At 42.3% G+C, this 17,041-nt stretch carries 14 protein-coding genes and 1 pseudogene; 6 read left to right on the top strand and 9 right to left on the bottom strand.

All coding sequences use genetic code 11. The annotated features are described in order from the left end of the window. Positions 1 to 80: 80 nt before the first annotated feature. Positions 81 to 872 carry a delta-lactam-biosynthetic de-N-acetylase gene (gene pdaA / locus A361_RS05765; RefSeq protein ID WP_019383454.1) on the bottom strand — a complete coding sequence of 264 codons (792 nt, stop codon included), beginning with the start codon at positions 870 to 872 and terminating at the stop codon, positions 81 to 83. A 122-nt stretch (positions 873 to 994) separates the two neighbouring features. Then, a complete protein-coding gene (locus tag A361_RS05760; protein WP_009335761.1) occupies positions 995 to 2,548 on the bottom strand; it encodes a fumarate hydratase in 1,554 nt (517 codons plus the stop codon). Between the two features lie 259 nt (positions 2,549 to 2,807). Here A361_RS05760 and A361_RS05750 point away from each other — a divergent pair. Continuing rightward, positions 2,808 to 3,970 (top strand): IS3 family transposase gene (locus A361_RS05750; RefSeq protein ID WP_099049166.1). Its coding sequence is split into 2 segments (ribosomal slippage): positions 2,808 to 3,066 and positions 3,066 to 3,970, totalling 1,164 coding nucleotides; the frame shifts between segments, so codons are not numbered across the junction. Between the two features lie 54 nt (positions 3,971 to 4,024). Here A361_RS05750 and A361_RS05745 read toward each other — a convergent pair. Beyond that, positions 4,025 to 4,207, bottom strand: coding sequence for an SE1561 family protein (locus tag A361_RS05745; protein ID WP_009335760.1), 183 nt, complete (start codon positions 4,205 to 4,207; stop codon positions 4,025 to 4,027). Positions 4,208 to 4,493: 286 nt separating this feature from the next. On the opposite strand from A361_RS05745, the gene A361_RS30800 reads away from it, so the two are divergent. Both A361_RS30800 and A361_RS30795 read left to right on the top strand, forming a co-directional pair. Continuing rightward, on the top strand, positions 4,494 to 4,655 hold the full coding sequence (locus A361_RS30800) for a hypothetical protein (protein WP_009335759.1): 162 nt from the start codon (positions 4,494 to 4,496) through the stop codon (positions 4,653 to 4,655). Continuing rightward, positions 4,615 to 4,887, top strand: a complete 273-nt coding sequence (locus A361_RS30795) for a YetF domain-containing protein (RefSeq protein ID WP_226280811.1) — start codon at positions 4,615 to 4,617, stop codon at positions 4,885 to 4,887. The genes A361_RS30800 and A361_RS30795 overlap by 41 nt, the downstream gene beginning before the upstream one ends. A gap of 12 nt (positions 4,888 to 4,899) precedes the next feature. Here the strand turns inward: A361_RS30795 and ggt are convergent. Together ggt and A361_RS05735 are read right to left on the bottom strand one after the other, a co-directional pair. Further along, positions 4,900 to 6,517 (bottom strand): annotated as a pseudogene (ggt, locus tag A361_RS31385) (gamma-glutamyltransferase). A gap of 224 nt (positions 6,518 to 6,741) precedes the next feature. Continuing rightward, the gene (locus tag A361_RS05735; protein WP_009335757.1) at positions 6,742 to 7,371 is read right to left on the bottom strand and encodes a hypothetical protein; all 630 of its coding nucleotides are present in this window, start codon (positions 7,369 to 7,371) and stop codon (positions 6,742 to 6,744) included. Positions 7,372 to 7,540: 169 nt separating this feature from the next. Between A361_RS05735 and yfkAB the strand changes: the two genes are divergently transcribed. Then, positions 7,541 to 8,656, top strand: a complete 1,116-nt coding sequence (yfkAB, locus tag A361_RS05730; RefSeq protein ID WP_019382402.1) for a radical SAM/CxCxxxxC motif protein YfkAB — start codon at positions 7,541 to 7,543, stop codon at positions 8,654 to 8,656. A 38-nt stretch (positions 8,657 to 8,694) separates the two neighbouring features. On the opposite strand, the gene A361_RS05725 is transcribed toward yfkAB, so the two are convergent. The 4 genes from A361_RS05725 to A361_RS05705 all read right to left on the bottom strand — a co-directional run bounded on the left by A361_RS05725 (position 8,695) and on the right by A361_RS05705 (position 13,400). Then, positions 8,695 to 9,516 (bottom strand): YfkD famly protein, encoded by an 822-nt coding sequence (locus A361_RS05725; protein ID WP_009335737.1) that lies wholly within the window; start codon positions 9,514 to 9,516, stop codon positions 8,695 to 8,697. Between the two features lie 439 nt (positions 9,517 to 9,955). Next, a complete protein-coding gene (gene cax, locus A361_RS05720) occupies positions 9,956 to 11,017 on the bottom strand; it encodes a calcium/proton exchanger (RefSeq protein ID WP_019382403.1) in 1,062 nt (353 codons plus the stop codon). A 712-nt stretch (positions 11,018 to 11,729) separates the two neighbouring features. Beyond that, on the bottom strand, positions 11,730 to 12,872 hold the full coding sequence (locus tag A361_RS05710; protein WP_009335735.1) for an acyl-CoA dehydrogenase family protein: 1,143 nt from the start codon (positions 12,870 to 12,872) through the stop codon (positions 11,730 to 11,732). A gap of 144 nt (positions 12,873 to 13,016) precedes the next feature. Further along, positions 13,017 to 13,400 (bottom strand): OsmC family protein, encoded by a 384-nt coding sequence (locus A361_RS05705; protein WP_009335734.1) that lies wholly within the window; start codon positions 13,398 to 13,400, stop codon positions 13,017 to 13,019. A gap of 160 nt (positions 13,401 to 13,560) precedes the next feature. Between A361_RS05705 and A361_RS05700 the strand changes: the two genes are divergently transcribed. Together A361_RS05700 and A361_RS05695 are read left to right on the top strand one after the other, a co-directional pair. Continuing rightward, on the top strand, positions 13,561 to 14,739 hold the full coding sequence (locus A361_RS05700) for an MFS transporter (protein WP_019382405.1): 1,179 nt from the start codon (positions 13,561 to 13,563) through the stop codon (positions 14,737 to 14,739). A 363-nt stretch (positions 14,740 to 15,102) separates the two neighbouring features. Then, on the top strand, positions 15,103 to 17,025 hold the full coding sequence (locus tag A361_RS05695; protein ID WP_019382406.1) for a heavy metal translocating P-type ATPase: 1,923 nt from the start codon (positions 15,103 to 15,105) through the stop codon (positions 17,023 to 17,025). Positions 17,026 to 17,041 lie beyond the last annotated feature (16 nt).

Raw genomic sequence — 17,041 nt, 5'->3', positions numbered from 1 at the left:
ATTTACCGGCCTAATCTTAAGTATTACGGCCAATATGACTTTGTTGTGCCCATCCAAATTTTTTATCGGCCAAACATAAATCAGTACAGCATCCTCTCTCCAATTGCCTGCTCCCATTCCAGGTCATCAAGGCTCTTAAAGGTGTACCCGCGTTTTTTCAGATCCTGTATGGCCTTTTGGAGAGCATCGGCATTGTCCTTTGAAACAGTATGCAAAAGAAGGATACAGCCTGGATGGATCTGACGCATAATATTGTCGTAAGAATACTGCCAGCCTTTCTGCCGGTCTGTGTTCCAGTCGACAAAGGCCAGTGACCAGAATACATGCGTATAGCCTTCCTTTTTAGCCAAAGCCAAAGTGCGTTCGCTGAAAATGCCTCGAGGCGGCCGCAAATATGCCATATGCTTAACACCTGTAAGCTTTTCGTTTTCAGCACGGACCATTTCAAGTTCTTTAATAAATTTCTCATCGCTCACTCTTGTCATATCAGGATGATGCCAGGAGTGATTGCCTATGATATGCCCTTCATCCGCCATTCTCTTTACAAGATCGGGTGCGCTTTTTAAATAATGTCCTGTTACAAAAAAGGCAGCAGGAACGTTTTCCTTTTTCAGAACATCCAAAATTTGCCCTGTATAGCCGTTTTCATATCCATTATCAAATGTTAAATAAATGTCTTTTTTGCTTGTATCGCCTTTATAATAGGAGCCATGTCTTTCAAGCAGTGAGTCGAGCGGCTTTCCTGCTTCGGCCGGCACCTCATTTTTTGCTTTTTTGAATCCCCAGTGAACCGGCGAATTGCCATAATTCGCATAAGCTGTTCCGGAAAAAAACAAAATAAAAACACTCAGGAAGATACTTAATTTTTTCATCTGAGCTCCTCCAATATTTTTTTCTTAGTGTTTGTGAATGAAATAAAAACATTCGCAGGGATCATTGGCAAAAAAATGCACAAAAAAGAGAGGCCGCAAACAGCCTCTCTCCCGTTCATCTATTAGAATACACGCTCTTTGAATTGAGCCAATTTCTCAAGTGAAGATTTATCTACATCCCTATGAAGACTGTTTCCATGGGAATCCATCGTCACAACTGCAGTAAAGCCTTCAACCTTCAGGTGCCACATTGCTTCCGGAATACCGAATTCCATGAGGTCCACGCCTTCAACAGACTTGATGCAGTCAGCATAATATTGTGCAGCACCGCCGATTGCATTTAAGTAAACGCCGCCATGTTCCTGAAGTGCTTCCAATGTTTTTGGCCCCATTCCGCCTTTACCGATAACAGCACGGATGCCGAACTTTTTCATGATATCTCCCTGATATGGCTCCTCACGAATACTTGTAGTCGGTCCAGCGGCTTTTACATGCCACTTGCCGTCTTCGTCCTTCATCATGACCGGGCCGCAGTGGTAAATAACCTGCCCATTAAGATCAACTGGTGCATCATGGTCCATCAGGTGATGGTGGATGGCATCGCGGCCCGTGTACATCATGCCGTTGATCTGTACCACATCACCAACCTTAAGGTTGCGGATCTGTTCTTCAGTAATCGGCGCCTGCAATGTTACGATGTTTGTTTGCTCTGCTGTTTCTGCTGCTGCCGCTGTCTCAAGTTCGGCTTCAGAAGCACTAAAGTCGATATGCTCGCCTTCCTGATACATCCATTCATTAATTTCACCTGTTTCCATGCTGATTGCTGCGCCAAGGCGGCGGAACGCCCAGCAATTATAGGCAACAGATACGAAGAAGCTTGCCGGAATACGGTTCATAACACCGACTTTACAGCCTAAAAGCGTGGTTTCCCCGCCGAAGCCCATTGTTCCGATTCCTAACTCATTTGCATTCTCCATCACGTAATCCTCGAGTTTGCGGAGATCTTCATTAGGATTTACATCATCTACAGAACGAAACAGCTGCTCTTTCGCCAGGTCATAGCCTGAAGAGCGGTCTCCCCCGATGCCGACACCGATAAAGCCGGCGCTGCATCCCTGTCCCTGCGCCTGGTATACAGAGTGCATGATGCATTTGCGGATTCCATCTAGGTCGCGTCCAGCTCGGCCAAGGCCTTCAAGTTCGCAGGGAAGGCTATATTGGATATTTTTATTTTCACAGCCGCCGCCTTTAAGAATCAGGCGGGCGTCTATATAATCTTTTTCCCATTGTTCAAATTTAATGACAGGTGTTCCGTAGCCAAGGTTGTCCCCGCTGTTGGCGCCAGTTAAGGAATCAACAGAGTTCGGGCGAAGCTTTCCGTCCTTAGTTGCCTGGGCGATTGCGTTTTTGATTGCTTCCTTCATGACCAGCTGGTTAGCACCGACTGGCGTCTTGATTTTGAAAGTCGGCAATCCGGTATCCTGGCAAATTGGCGACACATTATCATCAGCCATTTTAATATTATTCGTAATGGTATCTAAGCTCATCGCTGCTCTAGTGCCGGCATTTTCTCTTTCTTTCGCTGATTTGATTGCACGGCGCACATCACGCGGAAGATTAGTGGATGTCTCAACAATCAGCTGATACATACTTTCCTGAAATTTGTCGATATTCATTGCTTTAGTCCCCTTCCCTTTGTTCCCTATATAGCTCATATCTTTTATGAAAATTACAATTATTAATCGTAATCATTATACTCCTATCTGATGCGTATTTAAAGACAAAGGTTGCAATCGTTTACAGGATGAAAGAGGGAATTTCCAAAGCAATTTCCATAAAAAAAGAGCCCTCATGTTATTATCCCCTTCAGGTAGACAGTAAAAAAAGAGAACATGATATGATGTTCTTACTAGTCTACTTGGAGGGGTTTTTTCTATGGCCAAAAAAGGACAAACCTTTAAAACCTATACAGAGGGGTTTAAGCGAGAAGTTGTTCGTTTGAAGTTGGAGGAGAAATGGTCTTATAAACAGCTTCGAGAACATTTTGGTATTAAAAGTGATGCCCAAATTGCAAATTGGGTTAAAAAAGTACGAAACGGAGAATCATTTGATGACCAGCGTGGGCATTGGAATAAGAAAAACTTTAATAATTTGGAAGAAGAGAATGCCTATCTGAAAGCGCAGGTGGAATACTTAAAAAAGCGCAATCCAAATCTACATGGGAAGGAATGGTCCTAAAAGCAGATCGATTTCAAATTATTGATAATTTAAGGGAAAAGTATCCCCTTGCGTGGCTACTGAAAATTGGGGAAGTTTCAAAAGCAGGATATTACAAGTGGCGCAATACAAATCCTATACGAAGAATCCGTCTTGAGGAGAATATTTTAGTAAAAGAGCATATCTTAGCCATCCACAAAATGCATCCTTACTACGGATATAAACGAATGACAAGGGCTCTTTCCCGGGAGGGAATTGTAGCTAATCATAAACGGGTCAGAAGATTAATGAGGGAATTAGGTATTCGTTCTGTCATTCGCAAGAAACGTCCATTCTATGGACGAAAAGGATCCGTTTTATTTCCCAATGTCTTAAATCGGGAGTTCTTTGCTGAAAAACCGTATGAAAAACTCGTCACAGATATTACTTACATCCGAGTTGGGGATGAGTTTGTCTATCTGTCAGCTGTTTTAGACTTATATAACAATGAAATTGTTTCATGGCAGTTATCTGAAAGGAACGATCTTAAGTTAGTCATAGATACTATAAAACAGCTAGAAGGCAAGCAGTTCGCAAAAAATGCTTTAATCCACTCAGATCAGGGGTTTCAATATACAACCAAAGCATACGAAAAACAAGTGAAGGAGGACCTCCAAGTTATAGGCAGCCATTCAAGAAGAGGAAACTGTCATGATAATGCTTGTATAGAGTGTTTCTTTTCTCATTTAAAGACGGAGAAAGTTTATTTAGTACGTCCCAAAACAATGGAAGAAGCTTACGTAGCAATTCAGGATTATATACATTTTTACAATCAAGACCGTTTTCAAAGTAAATTAAACGACCTTTCCCCGATAGAATATCGAGAAAAGGCCGCAGCTTAGTATACTCTTTTTTCAATGTCTACTTGACAGGGTTATGTGCATCAGGCTCCTGTTTTAATCGCGGTTATTAAATTCACGGCATTTGGATTCGAGGTCATCGATCATAGCAATTAAACGGTCGATGTCTTCGATTTCGGTGTCTTCCGGCTCAATAGCTTCCAGTACGTCCAGGAACATATTTAAGCGCTGTTTTAGAAAAGTAACCTGTGAATTCTTATCTTGAATCGGACTGCCCAAAACGTTCTCTCCTTTCGTCTCGATTACATCCTACATGAAATTAGTTATTTCAGCAAATAAGTATTTTTATTTAATATACCCTTCAATTGCCTCCCTGCAACATGAATGGAGATAAAAATCGTCCGTTTATTGTCTTCCTATAAAAGGAATGAAAGCCATATATAAGGGAGTCAATCATGTTTTTTCCAGCTGACAAGATTTATGGAGAGTTCTTTCAAATGGAGCTATAAGCTATATTTTTCTGATTCTGTTCCTGAGACTATCGGGAAAACGTACTTTAACAAAAATGAATGCATTTAATTTAGTGGTAAGAGTTGCCCTTGGGTCTACCCTGGCGACTATTTTCCTTAACAAACAGGTATCACTTGCAGAGGGTCTGACCGCATATGCACTTTTGATCGGCCTATATAGTAGCCTGGCTTTCTCTTCATTCAGCCACATTCAATAAAGCAAGTCCTGACCTGCTTTATTATCAAGGTCAATTCATAGAGTCAGCCTTATATAAAAACAGGGTTTTGAAATCAGTAATTATGCAGGCTATTCGTTCCAATGGGTTTTCCTCAATGGAAGATGTGGAAGCAGTTGTATTCGAGACTAACGGCAGTATGTTAGTCATTAAAAGGAGCAGCTCAAACAGCAAAACGAGCACACTATCTGATATTGATCCAAAGAAAAGCTGATGCCAGGCGGCATCAGCTTTTTAATTGCTCCTCTGTAATTCCGGCTGCCTTTCCTTCACGGCTGGAGTCAGCCGCACCATATAGACGGCCCTTCTCCCGGTCAATCTGAATGGCCTGAACATTTCCGATTCGGCTTGGCTTATCTCCAAATTCAAATCCGCTTGACTCCATTTCGCCTTTGGATTCCATGCTTATTCCCGGCTCCCATTCAATAAGCGGGCCTGTTGTGGCAAAGATCCGGGGCTCTTCAATAGCTTCCTTTAGATTCATTTTATGGTCAATGATATTCACGATCGTCTGAAAAACCGAGCCAATAATGGTCGGTCCGCCTGGAGAACCAAGAGTTAGAACGGGCTGGTCATCCTTAAATAAGATCGTCGGGCTTTTGCAGCTGACCGGCCTTTTGTCCGGTTTTGGTTCATTGATTCCGCCAGGGTTGGCATCAAAGTCTGTAAGTTCATTGTTTAATAAAAATCCGTAGCCCTTTACTATAATCCCTGACCCAAATGGATGCTCAACGGTTGATGTACATGCGGCAATATTGCCCCATTGGTCAATAACCGTGAAATGAGTTGTTTCACTTTTCTCTAAGTCATCCGGCTGGCGAATAATCTGCTTTGGTTCGCCTCCTTGATATTTCCAGGGGTTTCCAAAATCTATTGCATCATTTCTCCTTTTAAAATTTATAGCCTTTACCCTTTCAGCAATATAATCATCATGTAGCAGGCCTTCAATAGGGAGATCAGAAAATTCCGGATCCCCTGAATAGGCAACTTTGTCCGCAAAAGCCAAACGCATAGCTTCGGTTATCAGATAATACTTTTCCCAGGACTTTGCGTCATATTGGCTTAAATCAAACTTCTCCAGCATTTTAAGAATTTGGATAACGGTTACCCCGCCTGCACTGGGAGGAGCGGACGAAGCGATCTTATAGCCTTTATACTCGCCCCATATCGGCTCATCAATGGTAAGCCGGTAATTTTTCAGGTCCTGAAGCGTCATAAAGCCGTTCTTTTAACGTTTCTACGATGGCTTCAGCTATCTCTCCTTCATAAAAGGAGGCTATTCCTTCTTTTTGCAGGATCCTGAATGTCTTGGCTAAATGATCCTTGACAAGTCTGTCACCTTCCTTTAGAGATTTGCCTTCCGGAAAATAAAAAGCTTTGGCTTCCTCACCCAGCCTGTAATGAAAGTTCTGAAGAGCTTCCTCCATTACCCAGTTCACTTCAATGCCGCTTTCTGCGGCTTCTATTGCCGGCTGAATCAGATCGGCTAATGACTTTGAACCGTGATCCTTTACAGCTGAATCCATAGCTTTTAATATTCCCGGGATTCCTACTGCTGTTCCATGCGTAGAGCGTTTGCGAAAATCGATTACTTCCCCATTGTCATCGAGGAACATTTCCGGATGCACACCTTTTGGCGCCCTTGTGTGTCCATCATATATTTTTACATCTTTCTTTTTATTGTCGTAAACCATTAAAAATCCGCTTCCGCCAATGCCTGTCATCATTGGTTCTACTACATTTAATGCAAATTGGATGGCAGCTGCAGCATCTACTGCATTGCCGCCCTCCCGCAGTATTTTTTCACCTATATCTGTGGCAACTGAATGAGGACTGACTACCATCCCTGCAGTTCCAACAGCTGTTTCTCTTTCGTAAGATTGTTTTTCCATATCCTTTGATAATGATTTCCCTCGTCTATAACCCATAAATGTAACCTCCAAAAAAAGTCCTATACCTATAGTTAAGGGTTACCCCCTCCGTGTATATATAAAACAACCATCATTAGGAAACAGAACCAATAAAAAATCCTCCACTCATAAGAGCAGAGGAAATTTTATATTATTAATTAAAGGTTATTGCTGTTCTTTTGAGTCTCAGGACTATAGGTGACAGCACTTTCTCCACGCTCTACCGGGAAAGCAGTTTCTGAACTGCTCACTGAACTTGCTGCCTGGTTGTTCGAGCCAGTGGAATTTCCACCGTTCTCAACAGGGCTTTCCATTAATTCTGAACCTGCTTCCTTTACTTTTGACCCGATATCAGCCAGCTCGCTTTTTGCTTCCTTTGCTGTTGACATGGCTTCATTAGACACTTCTTTTACCATATCCATGTTGCCGAAAACATCTTCGTTGACACGCTGGTACAAACTCTGGGCATCTTTAATGGCCTCTTTAAGAGTATTGGAAGCACTCTTAAACTGGTTAATCATATTATCCTTTACATCACCAGGATTTTCTTTCACTTCAGAAATAAGATTTGCAGAAGAATCCTTTAGATCCATCGCTTTCGTTTTTACTTTTGTTCTTGTTGTACTATCCAGCATTGCTAAAGCCCCGCCAATAATACCGCCAATGACAATCCCTTTCATCAGCTTGCTGTTTGATCCGTTATCATGGTCATAATTCATATCCTGTCCATAATCTGATCTTAAAGCAGTTGTTGTGTTTGTTGTATTATAAGTGTTATTCTGTTCCATGTTAAATCCTCCTCTTAAGTTAAAAAGTGTTTCGCGTTTGTTATTGAGTTAATTCCCGCATGAGGAGAAATTAAACGTTTTTATATCATTTTTAGTCCAAACTATCGATTGACATGGGATATGAAAGATTAAATAATGACAAAGGACTTAGATTTAAAAGGAGATACATATGAAAACACAACTTTCACCTATCACACCGGAAAATGATCCATGGGAAGCTTATTCCGATATCGATCAGCACGGAAAATTGGTGCTTTCAAATATTGAATTCACAACCACTGTATTATGCAACATGCGCTGTGAACACTGCGCTGTCGGCTATACACTTCAGCCCAGGGACCCCGATGCCCTGCCCATTGACTTGATGCTTAAGAGGCTGGATGAAGTTTCTCATTTAAGCTCACTGAGCATCACCGGCGGGGAGCCGATGCTTTCAAAAAAATCGGTTAAAAATTATGTTGCGCCGCTGCTTCGCTATGCGCACGAAAGAGGGGTCAGAACACAGATTAATTCTAATCTGACACTGGAGTTAGCCCGTTATGAAGAAATCATTCCATATTTGGATGTCCTTCATATTTCTCATAACTGGGGAACTGAGGAGGACTTTATCGAAGGCGGCTTTGCGATGATGGAGCGAAAGCCGACGATAGAGCAGCGTCAGCGGCTCTTTTACAGGATGATTGAAAACAGCAGGGAGCTCGTGAAAGCGGGGGTAATGGTTTCTGCTGAAACAATGCTCAACAAACGGACATTGCCTTATCTTGAAAAAATTCATAAACAGATTATAGAAGAAATGAACTGTCAGCGCCATGAGGTCCATCCAATGTATCCATCAGACTTCGCCTCATCATTAGAAACTTTAACTCTTGAAGAAATGAGATCAGCCATCCATCATCTGCTGGATATCCGGGATGAGAATACATGGATGCTGTTTGGCACCCTGCCCTTTTATGCCTGCAGCAGCAATAAAGAAGACCTGGATCTTTTAAGAAGACTGCATTCATCAAATAATGTAACCGTCCGGAATGACCCTGACGGAAGATCACGGCTGAATATAAATATTTTCACCGGCGATGTCATTGTCACTGACTTTGGCGATACACCGCCGCTGGGAAATATCCAAACAGATCAGCTTGAGGATATTTATCAAAAGTGGAGCAAAACAGAACTCGCTGATTCTCTGAACTGTCATTGTGCGGGGGTTAGATGCCTTGGCCCTAACGTTCTTGTAAAGAACAGCTACTATAAAGAAACAGATTTCAAAAGAAGACGTTCGAATATCTAATAGATTAAGCCAGCCTATATGTCAGGCTGGCTTTTTTATTATCTAGGCCTTTCCGAAACAAGAAACCCAAACGTCACATGATCCTGAATCGGAATCCAGGCACCTATTCCCTGTGAAGTGACATTTTTAATGACAATCATTTTCTTGCTGCCTTTCAGCATCAAATACACTTCTCCATACGTTACTTTCCCCTTTTCATTGATTGCGGGAGCATAGCCGTATAGATACCCTAATCTTTTGGGCGGAATGTTATAGATATGATCTTTTTTGGTGCCTGCTCCAACAATCGTTTCAAAAGCAAGAGGCAGACCGGATTTCTCCATGGCTTTGAGAAGCATCATCTTTTTTACATCCTCGGCATTGGGAACCTTGGCAGTCAGACCTCCACGGACAACCTTTTGGGCTTCCTGAACATAATGAATCTGGTATGGGGCCTTGCCGCCGCGGTTGTCGAAATAATTCGTGTTAATCCTCTGATATTCCCAATTAGGGGAGGTTTCAGCAGACTCATAATTAAGCGGCCACTGACCGAGATAGACGATGGCCCTGTATCCAAGTGCGAACGGAGTGCTGCTCACAGAGGTTTCATTCAGCATCCGAATGAGATCCGGATTTTCGATTTTAACCTTGGATGAATCAATGAGCTGCTGGGTTAATTCACTCGGCTGGAGTGTCGGCATATCCTGAGCCGGATTAGGATACGTATTTTCCTTTGTAACATTCAGCACCGAATTAGGGACAACAATGGCCTTCGGCGGCTGTTTTGCCGATTTCTCAGTCCCTTTCTGCGCTTCTGCGGCCGGATGGAATGACAGTATTAATATAAGACCTAAAAAAAGAATGCTTACGTATTTTTTCATGATGTCTTTCTCCTTTCAAGTCACAATCTTTTTAGGTTGATATTAGTTTTTTCGGAGAAAGTGGATATTATCCGTCCCGTGAAAAATAACGGAGGGATTTGAGGAGGAATCAGCAGCAAAAATATTTCATTTGTAATGATTTTGTAAAAATCTGAATATTTACAAATATCTAATAATGTTTTATAATAGGCTTACTAAACTAAAGGAGGGCAGTGGAAATCAACCCCACTACTATGTAAAAGGAGGAGAATCGTTTTTTTGTTAAGTCTTCTGCAAGTCATGATAATGGTCAAAAATCAGCGTAAAGGTTGGTGATCAATGACTGAAAGCGAACAGAACCATTCTCTGAAAAACATAATCCTTTAAAAAAGTACTTAAATACCCATATAAATAACCGGCCCTGAGATTTTTTCAGAGCCGGTTTTCTGTTTTGTCATGACTATAAAAGATAAAATCCGATTCCCATTATAACGTAAGCTGCCAGCAGAGTGGCGCCTTCGAACCAATTGGTTTCCCCATCATTGCCAATGACAATCATAAGCAGCACCGCTGTCACCATGGCAATTAACTCAGGCAATGTAAAGACAAGAGGCATTGCAGCCGGGAACAGCAATGAAAGCAGTACAAGAACAGGTGCTACAAACATCGCAACCTGCAGCGTGGAACCAACAGCAATTTCAACAGCTATATCCATTTTATTTTTATAAGCCATAATGATGGCAGAGGCATGCTCAGCCGCATTTCCCACGATTGCCACAATGACCACCCCAATAAACAATTCCGTCCAGCCAAACGCTTCTCCAACTTCTTCGAAGGTGTGAACCAGATTCTCTGATACATAAGCAACCGCAATGGTCGAAATGGCAAGTACAGCAATGGCTTTTCCTTTGCTCCACTCCGGAGTTTCCTCCTCATGAGAGCTTCTGTCATCCTCTTTTGATTGATAAACGCCCCGGTGAGTGACCAGTTTGAAGAACAAAGCCGCTAAATAAAGCGCTATTAATATGACAGAGATGCCAATGCTGAAAGTTATCGTTTCAGCTTCATCCATGGTCATTGAAAAAACTTCAGGAATCACAAAAGCCACAATGACGGCAAACATCAGAAGTCCTGAGTTATGACGTGCATCATATACATTAAAGGACTGGGTCTTGTATTTAACTCCTCCAACGAAAAATGAAAGGCCGGCCACTAACAGTAAATTTCCCAATACGGACCCTGTCAGTGAGGCAAGAACAACACTAATCAGGCCGACCTTTAAAGCAAAAATCGAAATGATCAGTTCAACCGCATTTCCAAAGGTGGCATTCAGCAGCCCTCCAATTCGGGGGCCGGTTACTATGGCAAGGCTTTCTGTCGCCCTTCCCATATAGCTGGCCAATGCGATAATGGTGATGCAGTAGATCACAAACAGCAAAATATTGGACCAGTGCATCAATGTTCCGATGACAGACAGGGGCACACCTGCAAACGCCAATACCATGAAAACTTTATTAGTCATATCTTTTTTCTCCTTACGTTTTAATATTTTTAGTATTGCCTGCTCATTCACGCCTATGTGATTATATGCAGTAAGTTTATGTAAAACGTTTCTTTCTCTTTAGCCGATTTCGAAAAAATTCAAACTTGAAGCAGGATTTAGGCATTTTAAAAACAGGGAAGAAATTTAGCTTTTGCTGTCCGAACACAGGGCGACTTGGGACACAATCCACGGTTCTTCCTCTTCTCTTGTCCGAACTCGGGGCGACTTCAGACACAATTCACGGTTTTTCCTCTTCTCTTGTCTGAACTCGGGACGACTTCGGACACAATTCACGATTTCCCCTCTTTTTCTATCCGAACATAGAGCGACTTCGGACTCAATCCACGGTTTTTCCTCTTCTCCTGTCCGAACATAGGGCAACTTCGGACACAATTCACGATTTCCCCTCTTTTTCTGTCCGAACATAGGGCGACTTCGGACTCAGTCCACGATATTTCTTCTTCTCCTGTCCGAACATGGAGCGGCTTCGGACAGAATTCAAGGTTTTCCCTTTTTTTCTTGTCTGAACTCAGGGAGACCCTAGGCCCAAACCACGACTTTTGCTGTCCGAACTTAACCGCTAATTCAGACATGAAGACAACAAAATACCCCAATCACCAGGCGATTGGGGCTACAATGATATAAGTTTTTTAAATAATAACTAAAGCTGCTAAGAGAGCAGCCTTCCGGGTTACTTTATAGCTTTTTTTGCTAAGGCCAGAATGGTCATATCATCCATTGGCGGATTATGCAGGCCGGCACGCACATCCCTGTAATATCGCTGCAGAGGATTTTTTGCTGATAAACTGCGGGCACCTGCCACACGCATGGCCAAATCGACTACTGCTATGGCTGCGTTTGTTACAGCCAGCTTGACTGCTCCCAATTCAGGCTGCATCCTGCTTCTGGCTTCATCGTTTGCTTCATCCCATTTCTTTGCAACTGAATAGAGAAAATGGCGTGCTCTCATGAGTTCAAGCTCCATCTCGCCAATTTTTTGCTGAACATTTGGCAAATCAATGATTGCACCACTAATGCTGTTCGGGGAATAATTTTTGGCAAAGGTAATGGCATAATCTTGAGCCGCTTGTGCAATGCCTAAATAACAGGCCGGTATATGGAGAAGCCAGCCAGCCGCTCCTTTTTTTCCAGGCTGAAACAGCTCGACTAGCGCGTCCTGCTTCACTCTTACATTTTTTAAAAGAAGATCATGGCTCCCCGTTCCTCTCATGGCAATGCTGTCCCATGTTTCCTCTATTTCCAGGCCTTCGGAACTTCTCGGAATTAAAAAGTTTCCTATTTCCCCGCTTTCTTCAATCGTGGCGCTCACATTGAAGTAATCAAGCACAGGGGCCATGGTTGTAAAGCTTTTCCGGCCATTAATGATCCAAAAACCCTCTTCTTTTCTGGCAGAGGTAATTGGCTTTCCTCCCCTTGTAGGGCTGCCCGTCTGAGGTTCTGATGCACAGTTATTCATTAAAGCCCCCTTTTTTACTTCTTCACATAAAGCCCTAAATACGGATTCATCCCAGTTGTTTTTCTCGCCCAGGCTTTTGATAATGCCCATATGCCAGCCAATGGATAAGGCTGTGGAGCCATCTCCTTCAGCAATCTTTTCCTGGAGGCGCAGAAATTCAGAAAGGGAGATTTCCTTTCCTCCATATCGTCTGGGGACTGTTAATGATGTATATCCCGATTCTTTAAGTTCTTTTATATTTTCAAAGGGAAAAAGACCCTCTTCATCATTTTTGCCAGCTCTTGATAAAAACGTTTCCGAGAGTTTTTCCATGAGCTGGATTCTTGCTTCGGCTGTATGTAAGTCTTGGAATTTCATTGCGGGGCACCTCACTTCTAATTTTCAATTCTTATTATTTTTATAGGAATTATTATACTATTTTTCAGTTACCCTTCACAAAGATACTGATGAAAAGCTTGCCTATAAAAAAAAGAAAGAGGCATCCTCTTCCTTGTTTGCGTTTTAAATAAGTTCAAATGTCTCTTCTATTTCAATGCTTCCTTCCACTGAGCGCACCATTGAACAATTTTTTCTAGTCAATTCCAATGCTTTGTGAAGTTTCGCTTCATTTAAGTCAGTTCCTTTTATGATGAAATGAATATGTACTTTCTCTACACGATCAGCGACTTCAGGATTTCTTTCCACATTGGTTTTTATTTCGATGTCTTCGAATTCCATGCGCATTTTTTTCATGATTTTCCTCAAAACACCCCCGCTGCACACAGCCAGCGAAGCGACAAGCAGCTGGTACGGTCTGAAGCCATGCTCTTCATCCCCGGCAACATCCAGGCGTCCAAATGGCAAATCGGTATAAAAGCCTGCTTCTTCCTTCATTTTAAATTCCATGGTATTCGCCCCTTTTTATCTTATTAATATTAGAGATTACACTATTTTATCTACAAACAAAAATATTATGACCAGCAACTTTCTCTTGCCAAGATTCTCTATTCCCGATACCATCATTTAGGAGACATTTATATTTCAAGTCAGAAAATGAGGTTTTAATATGAATAAAGAAACAATGCGTTTTTGGATTCTCATCAGCATTGTGGCCATTTCAGGTTACAGTCAGGGAATGCTGCTTCCTTTAATTGCAATTATTTTTGAAAATGACGGCATTTCCTCCAGCTTGAATGGTTTGAATGCAACAGGTTTATACATTGGGATCCTGCTCATCTCTCCTTTTATGGAATATCCATTGCGCAAATACGGCTACAAGCCTGTTATCATCCTTGGAGGTTTATTAGTGGTGGTATCTCTCATCCTGTTTCCTCTCTGGAAATCATTTTGGTTTTGGTTCATTCTCCGGCTTTTAATCGGAATTGGCGACCATGCCCTGCACTTTGGCACACAAACATGGATCACATCCTTCTCACCTGAAAACAAGCGCGGCCGGAATATTTCATTATATGGACTTTTCTTCGGGGTGGGTTTTGCAGTAGGTCCATTAATGGCTCCGCTTGTCAAAATTAATGAAACCATGCCGTTTGTCCTTTCTTCCATACTATGTCTAATCGCCTGGCTGTTCTTATTTACATTGAAAAATGACTTCCCTGAACAGGCCATTGAAATCAACTCATTCAGGGAAACAATGAAACGTTTTTCAAAAGCCACAAAATATGGATGGGTTGCCTTCTTGCCTGCACTCGGCTATGGGTTCCTTGAAGCCTCCTTGAACGGCAGCTTCCCTATTTACGGCCTGCGCATAGGACTTGAGGTTTCAAGTGTTTCCCTTCTGCTCACTTCATTTGCAATCGGCGGAATCATATTCCAGCTTCCTTTAGGGATCATGAGTGATAAATTCGGCAGACGCAACGTGTTAATGAGTGTTCTTTTTATCGGGTTTATCAGCTTCGTCGCCGCAAGCATGCTCGAAGAATTGGTCTTTGCTCTAACAGTTTGCTTATTCATTGCCGGTATGGCAGTCGGATCAACTTTTTCACTTGGCATCACCTATATGGCAGACTTAATGCCTAAAAACCTGCTTCCAACCGGCAACCTCCTATGCGGAGTAGCATTTAGCATTGGCAGCCTGATTGGCCCCTATTTCGGCGGCCTTTTCATTGAATTATTCAAATCCATAAGCTTCTTCAATATTATCAGTGTCATGCTTTTGATTATCTTTGGTGCAGTCACATTGTTTGGGAATAAACAGCAGGTATTGGAAAAGAGCCAGTCATTCTAAGCATTGTAAAGCAGTTTAATATTGGTGCGGGGTTTTTAAATGCAAATTAAATTACTGAGTTGATTGGAGCGGAAAGCAAGTACCCGCAGCGGAAATTCACGTGCAAAATTCATAAGCTAAATAAATTTATTTAATTTTTATAGAGACCGTTTAACTTTCCTTTTCATAGGCTATATAGTAATATAAGAGTAATAGAATACAATATTTGCATAATGCTAGCTGGCATTACCTGATATGACTGGATTTTAACGCTGTCACCTAATTGGTGGCAGCTTTCGTCGTTTTTTAGGGGTATTGAATGTGATTATTCTTCTCAATAAGACAACTAAAAAAACTTTAAAATCATTTTTAGGAGGACAAACGATGAGTATGGAGGCAAAGGCTCTGCTTAAAAGCAGCACTGCATCTGAAGAAAATCTTTTAGAAAAAATCAAACCGCATGCTGAACTGATTGCCGCTCTTCTAAGCGGTGTATTGATTCTGGCAGGCTGGTTATTAGACCGAAGCAATATGGAGGCTGCATCGATTGCCGCTTACCTGCTTGCTTTCATTATAGGCGGCTTTGCGAAAGCAAAAGAAGGTATTGAAGAGACCATTGAGAATAAAGAACTGAATGTTGAAATGCTGATGATTTTTGCTGCGATCGGGTCAGCCATTATCGGGTATTGGACAGAAGGTGCAATCCTGATATTCATCTTCGCCGTCAGCGGCGCTTTAGAAACATACACCATGAACAAGAGCCATAAAGAAATCTCTTCCCTCATGGAACTTCAGCCGGAAGAAGCCCTGAGGATCATAGATGGGGCCGAGGAACGTGTGCATGTTTCTGAGCTGAAGATTGGGGATTTAATCCTGGTGAAACCAGGTGAACGTGTTCCATCAGATGGAACGATTGTAAAAGGCCATTCATCATTGGACGAGGCAGCCATCACGGGTGAATCACTGCCAGTTTCCAAAGGTGCAGATGACCAGGTATTTGCCGGTACTGTGAATCTGAACGGATCGATTACCGTTGAAATAACAAAACCAAATAATGAAACTCTTTTTCAAAAAATCATTGAGCTGGTCCAATCTGCCCAAAGCGAGAAATCTCCTTCACAGCTTTTCATTGAAAAGTTTGAAGGAACCTATGTCAAAGTGGTTTTGGCTGTTGTCGTTTTAATGATGTTTGCTCCTCACTTTCTTTTAGGATGGAGCTGGACAGAAACCTTTTATCGGGCAATGATTCTGCTTGTCGTCGCTTCACCTTGTGCCCTGGTTGCATCGATTATGCCGGCAACCTTATCCGCTATTTCGAATGGTGCGAAACACGGCATTCTGTTTAAAGGAGGCGTGCACCTCGAAAACTTAAGCCATCTTAAGGCAATCGCTTTTGATAAAACCGGCACCCTGACAAAAGGAAAACCGGAAGTTACCGATGTAATAGTCAAGGATGGTCTTTCCAGGGAAGATCTGCTTTTAAAGGTAGCTTCCATTGAGAGTCATTCAAACCACCCGCTTGCAAATGCCATAGTCAAATATGCTAAAGAAACACTATCAGAATCCCTTGTTCGTCCGGAAAGCATTGAAGATGTTACCGGATTTGGAGTCAAAGCCAAAGTTGATCAAGATGAATGGAAAATCGGCAAAGCCTCTTTTGTCGGTAAAACAGAGGCCAAGGCATTTGCAGAAGCTGCTGCCGATCGAATGGCAAGTGAAGGAAAGACTGTTGTGTTTGTACAGAAAAATGATGAAGTAATCGGCCTTATTTCCCTCAAGGATGTTGTCCGCGAAGAGACGAAGCAGGCAATAGACCTATTGAAGCAGCAAGGGATTTACACCATCATGCTTACTGGAGACAGCCAGACCACGGCCGCAGCGATTGCCAGCGAAAGCCATGTGAATGAGCATATTGCCGAATGCCTGCCTGAAAACAAAGTGGAGCATTTAAAAAAGCTCAAAGAAAAATACAGCAATGTCGCCATGGTCGGTGACGGAATAAACGATGCCCCTGCCCTTGCAACGGCAAATGTCGGAATTGCCATGGGCGAAGGAACGGATGTAGCGCTTGAAACAGCTGATGTTGTCTTAATGAAAAATGACCTGCCAAAAATTGCGGAAGCCATTGAACTTTCAAGCCGAATGAATCGCATTATCAAACAAAATGTCATCTTTTCTATAACGGTCATTATGTTTTTAATTGCATCCAACTTCCTGCAGATACTTGACCTTCCTTATGGAGTAATCGGCCATGAAGGGTCTACCATTTTAGTTATTTTAAATAGCCTGAGGTTATTGAGATCATAAGAAAAAAGCCTGGGAA

It is taken from the genome of Cytobacillus oceanisediminis 2691 (genome assembly GCF_000294775.2).
Lineage (GTDB): Bacteria > Bacillota > Bacilli > Bacillales > Cytobacillaceae > Cytobacillus > Cytobacillus pseudoceanisediminis.
This window is presented reverse-complemented; position numbering and strand designations above follow the sequence as displayed.

Coding starts and splice junctions, on each gene's coding strand:
- pdaA (WP_019383454.1), bottom strand. CDS start 872: ATGAAAAAATTAAGTATCTTCCTGAGTGTTTTTATTTTGTTTTTTTCC.
- A361_RS05760 (WP_009335761.1), bottom strand. CDS start 2,548: ATGAATATCGACAAATTTCAGGAAAGTATGTATCAGCTGATTGTTGAG.
- A361_RS30800 (WP_009335759.1), top strand. CDS start 4,494: ATGAATGCATTTAATTTAGTGGTAAGAGTTGCCCTTGGGTCTACCCTG.
- A361_RS05735 (WP_009335757.1), bottom strand. CDS start 7,371: ATGGAACAGAATAACACTTATAATACAACAAACACAACAACTGCTTTA.
- yfkAB (WP_019382402.1), top strand. CDS start 7,541: ATGAAAACACAACTTTCACCTATCACACCGGAAAATGATCCATGGGAA.
- A361_RS05725 (WP_009335737.1), bottom strand. CDS start 9,516: ATGAAAAAATACGTAAGCATTCTTTTTTTAGGTCTTATATTAATACTG.
- cax (WP_019382403.1), bottom strand. CDS start 11,017: ATGACTAATAAAGTTTTCATGGTATTGGCGTTTGCAGGTGTGCCCCTG.
- A361_RS05710 (WP_009335735.1), bottom strand. CDS start 12,872: ATGAAATTCCAAGACTTACATACAGCCGAAGCAAGAATCCAGCTCATG.
- A361_RS05705 (WP_009335734.1), bottom strand. CDS start 13,400: ATGGAATTTAAAATGAAGGAAGAAGCAGGCTTTTATACCGATTTGCCA.
- A361_RS05700 (WP_019382405.1), top strand. CDS start 13,561: ATGAATAAAGAAACAATGCGTTTTTGGATTCTCATCAGCATTGTGGCC.
- A361_RS05695 (WP_019382406.1), top strand. CDS start 15,103: ATGAGTATGGAGGCAAAGGCTCTGCTTAAAAGCAGCACTGCATCTGAA.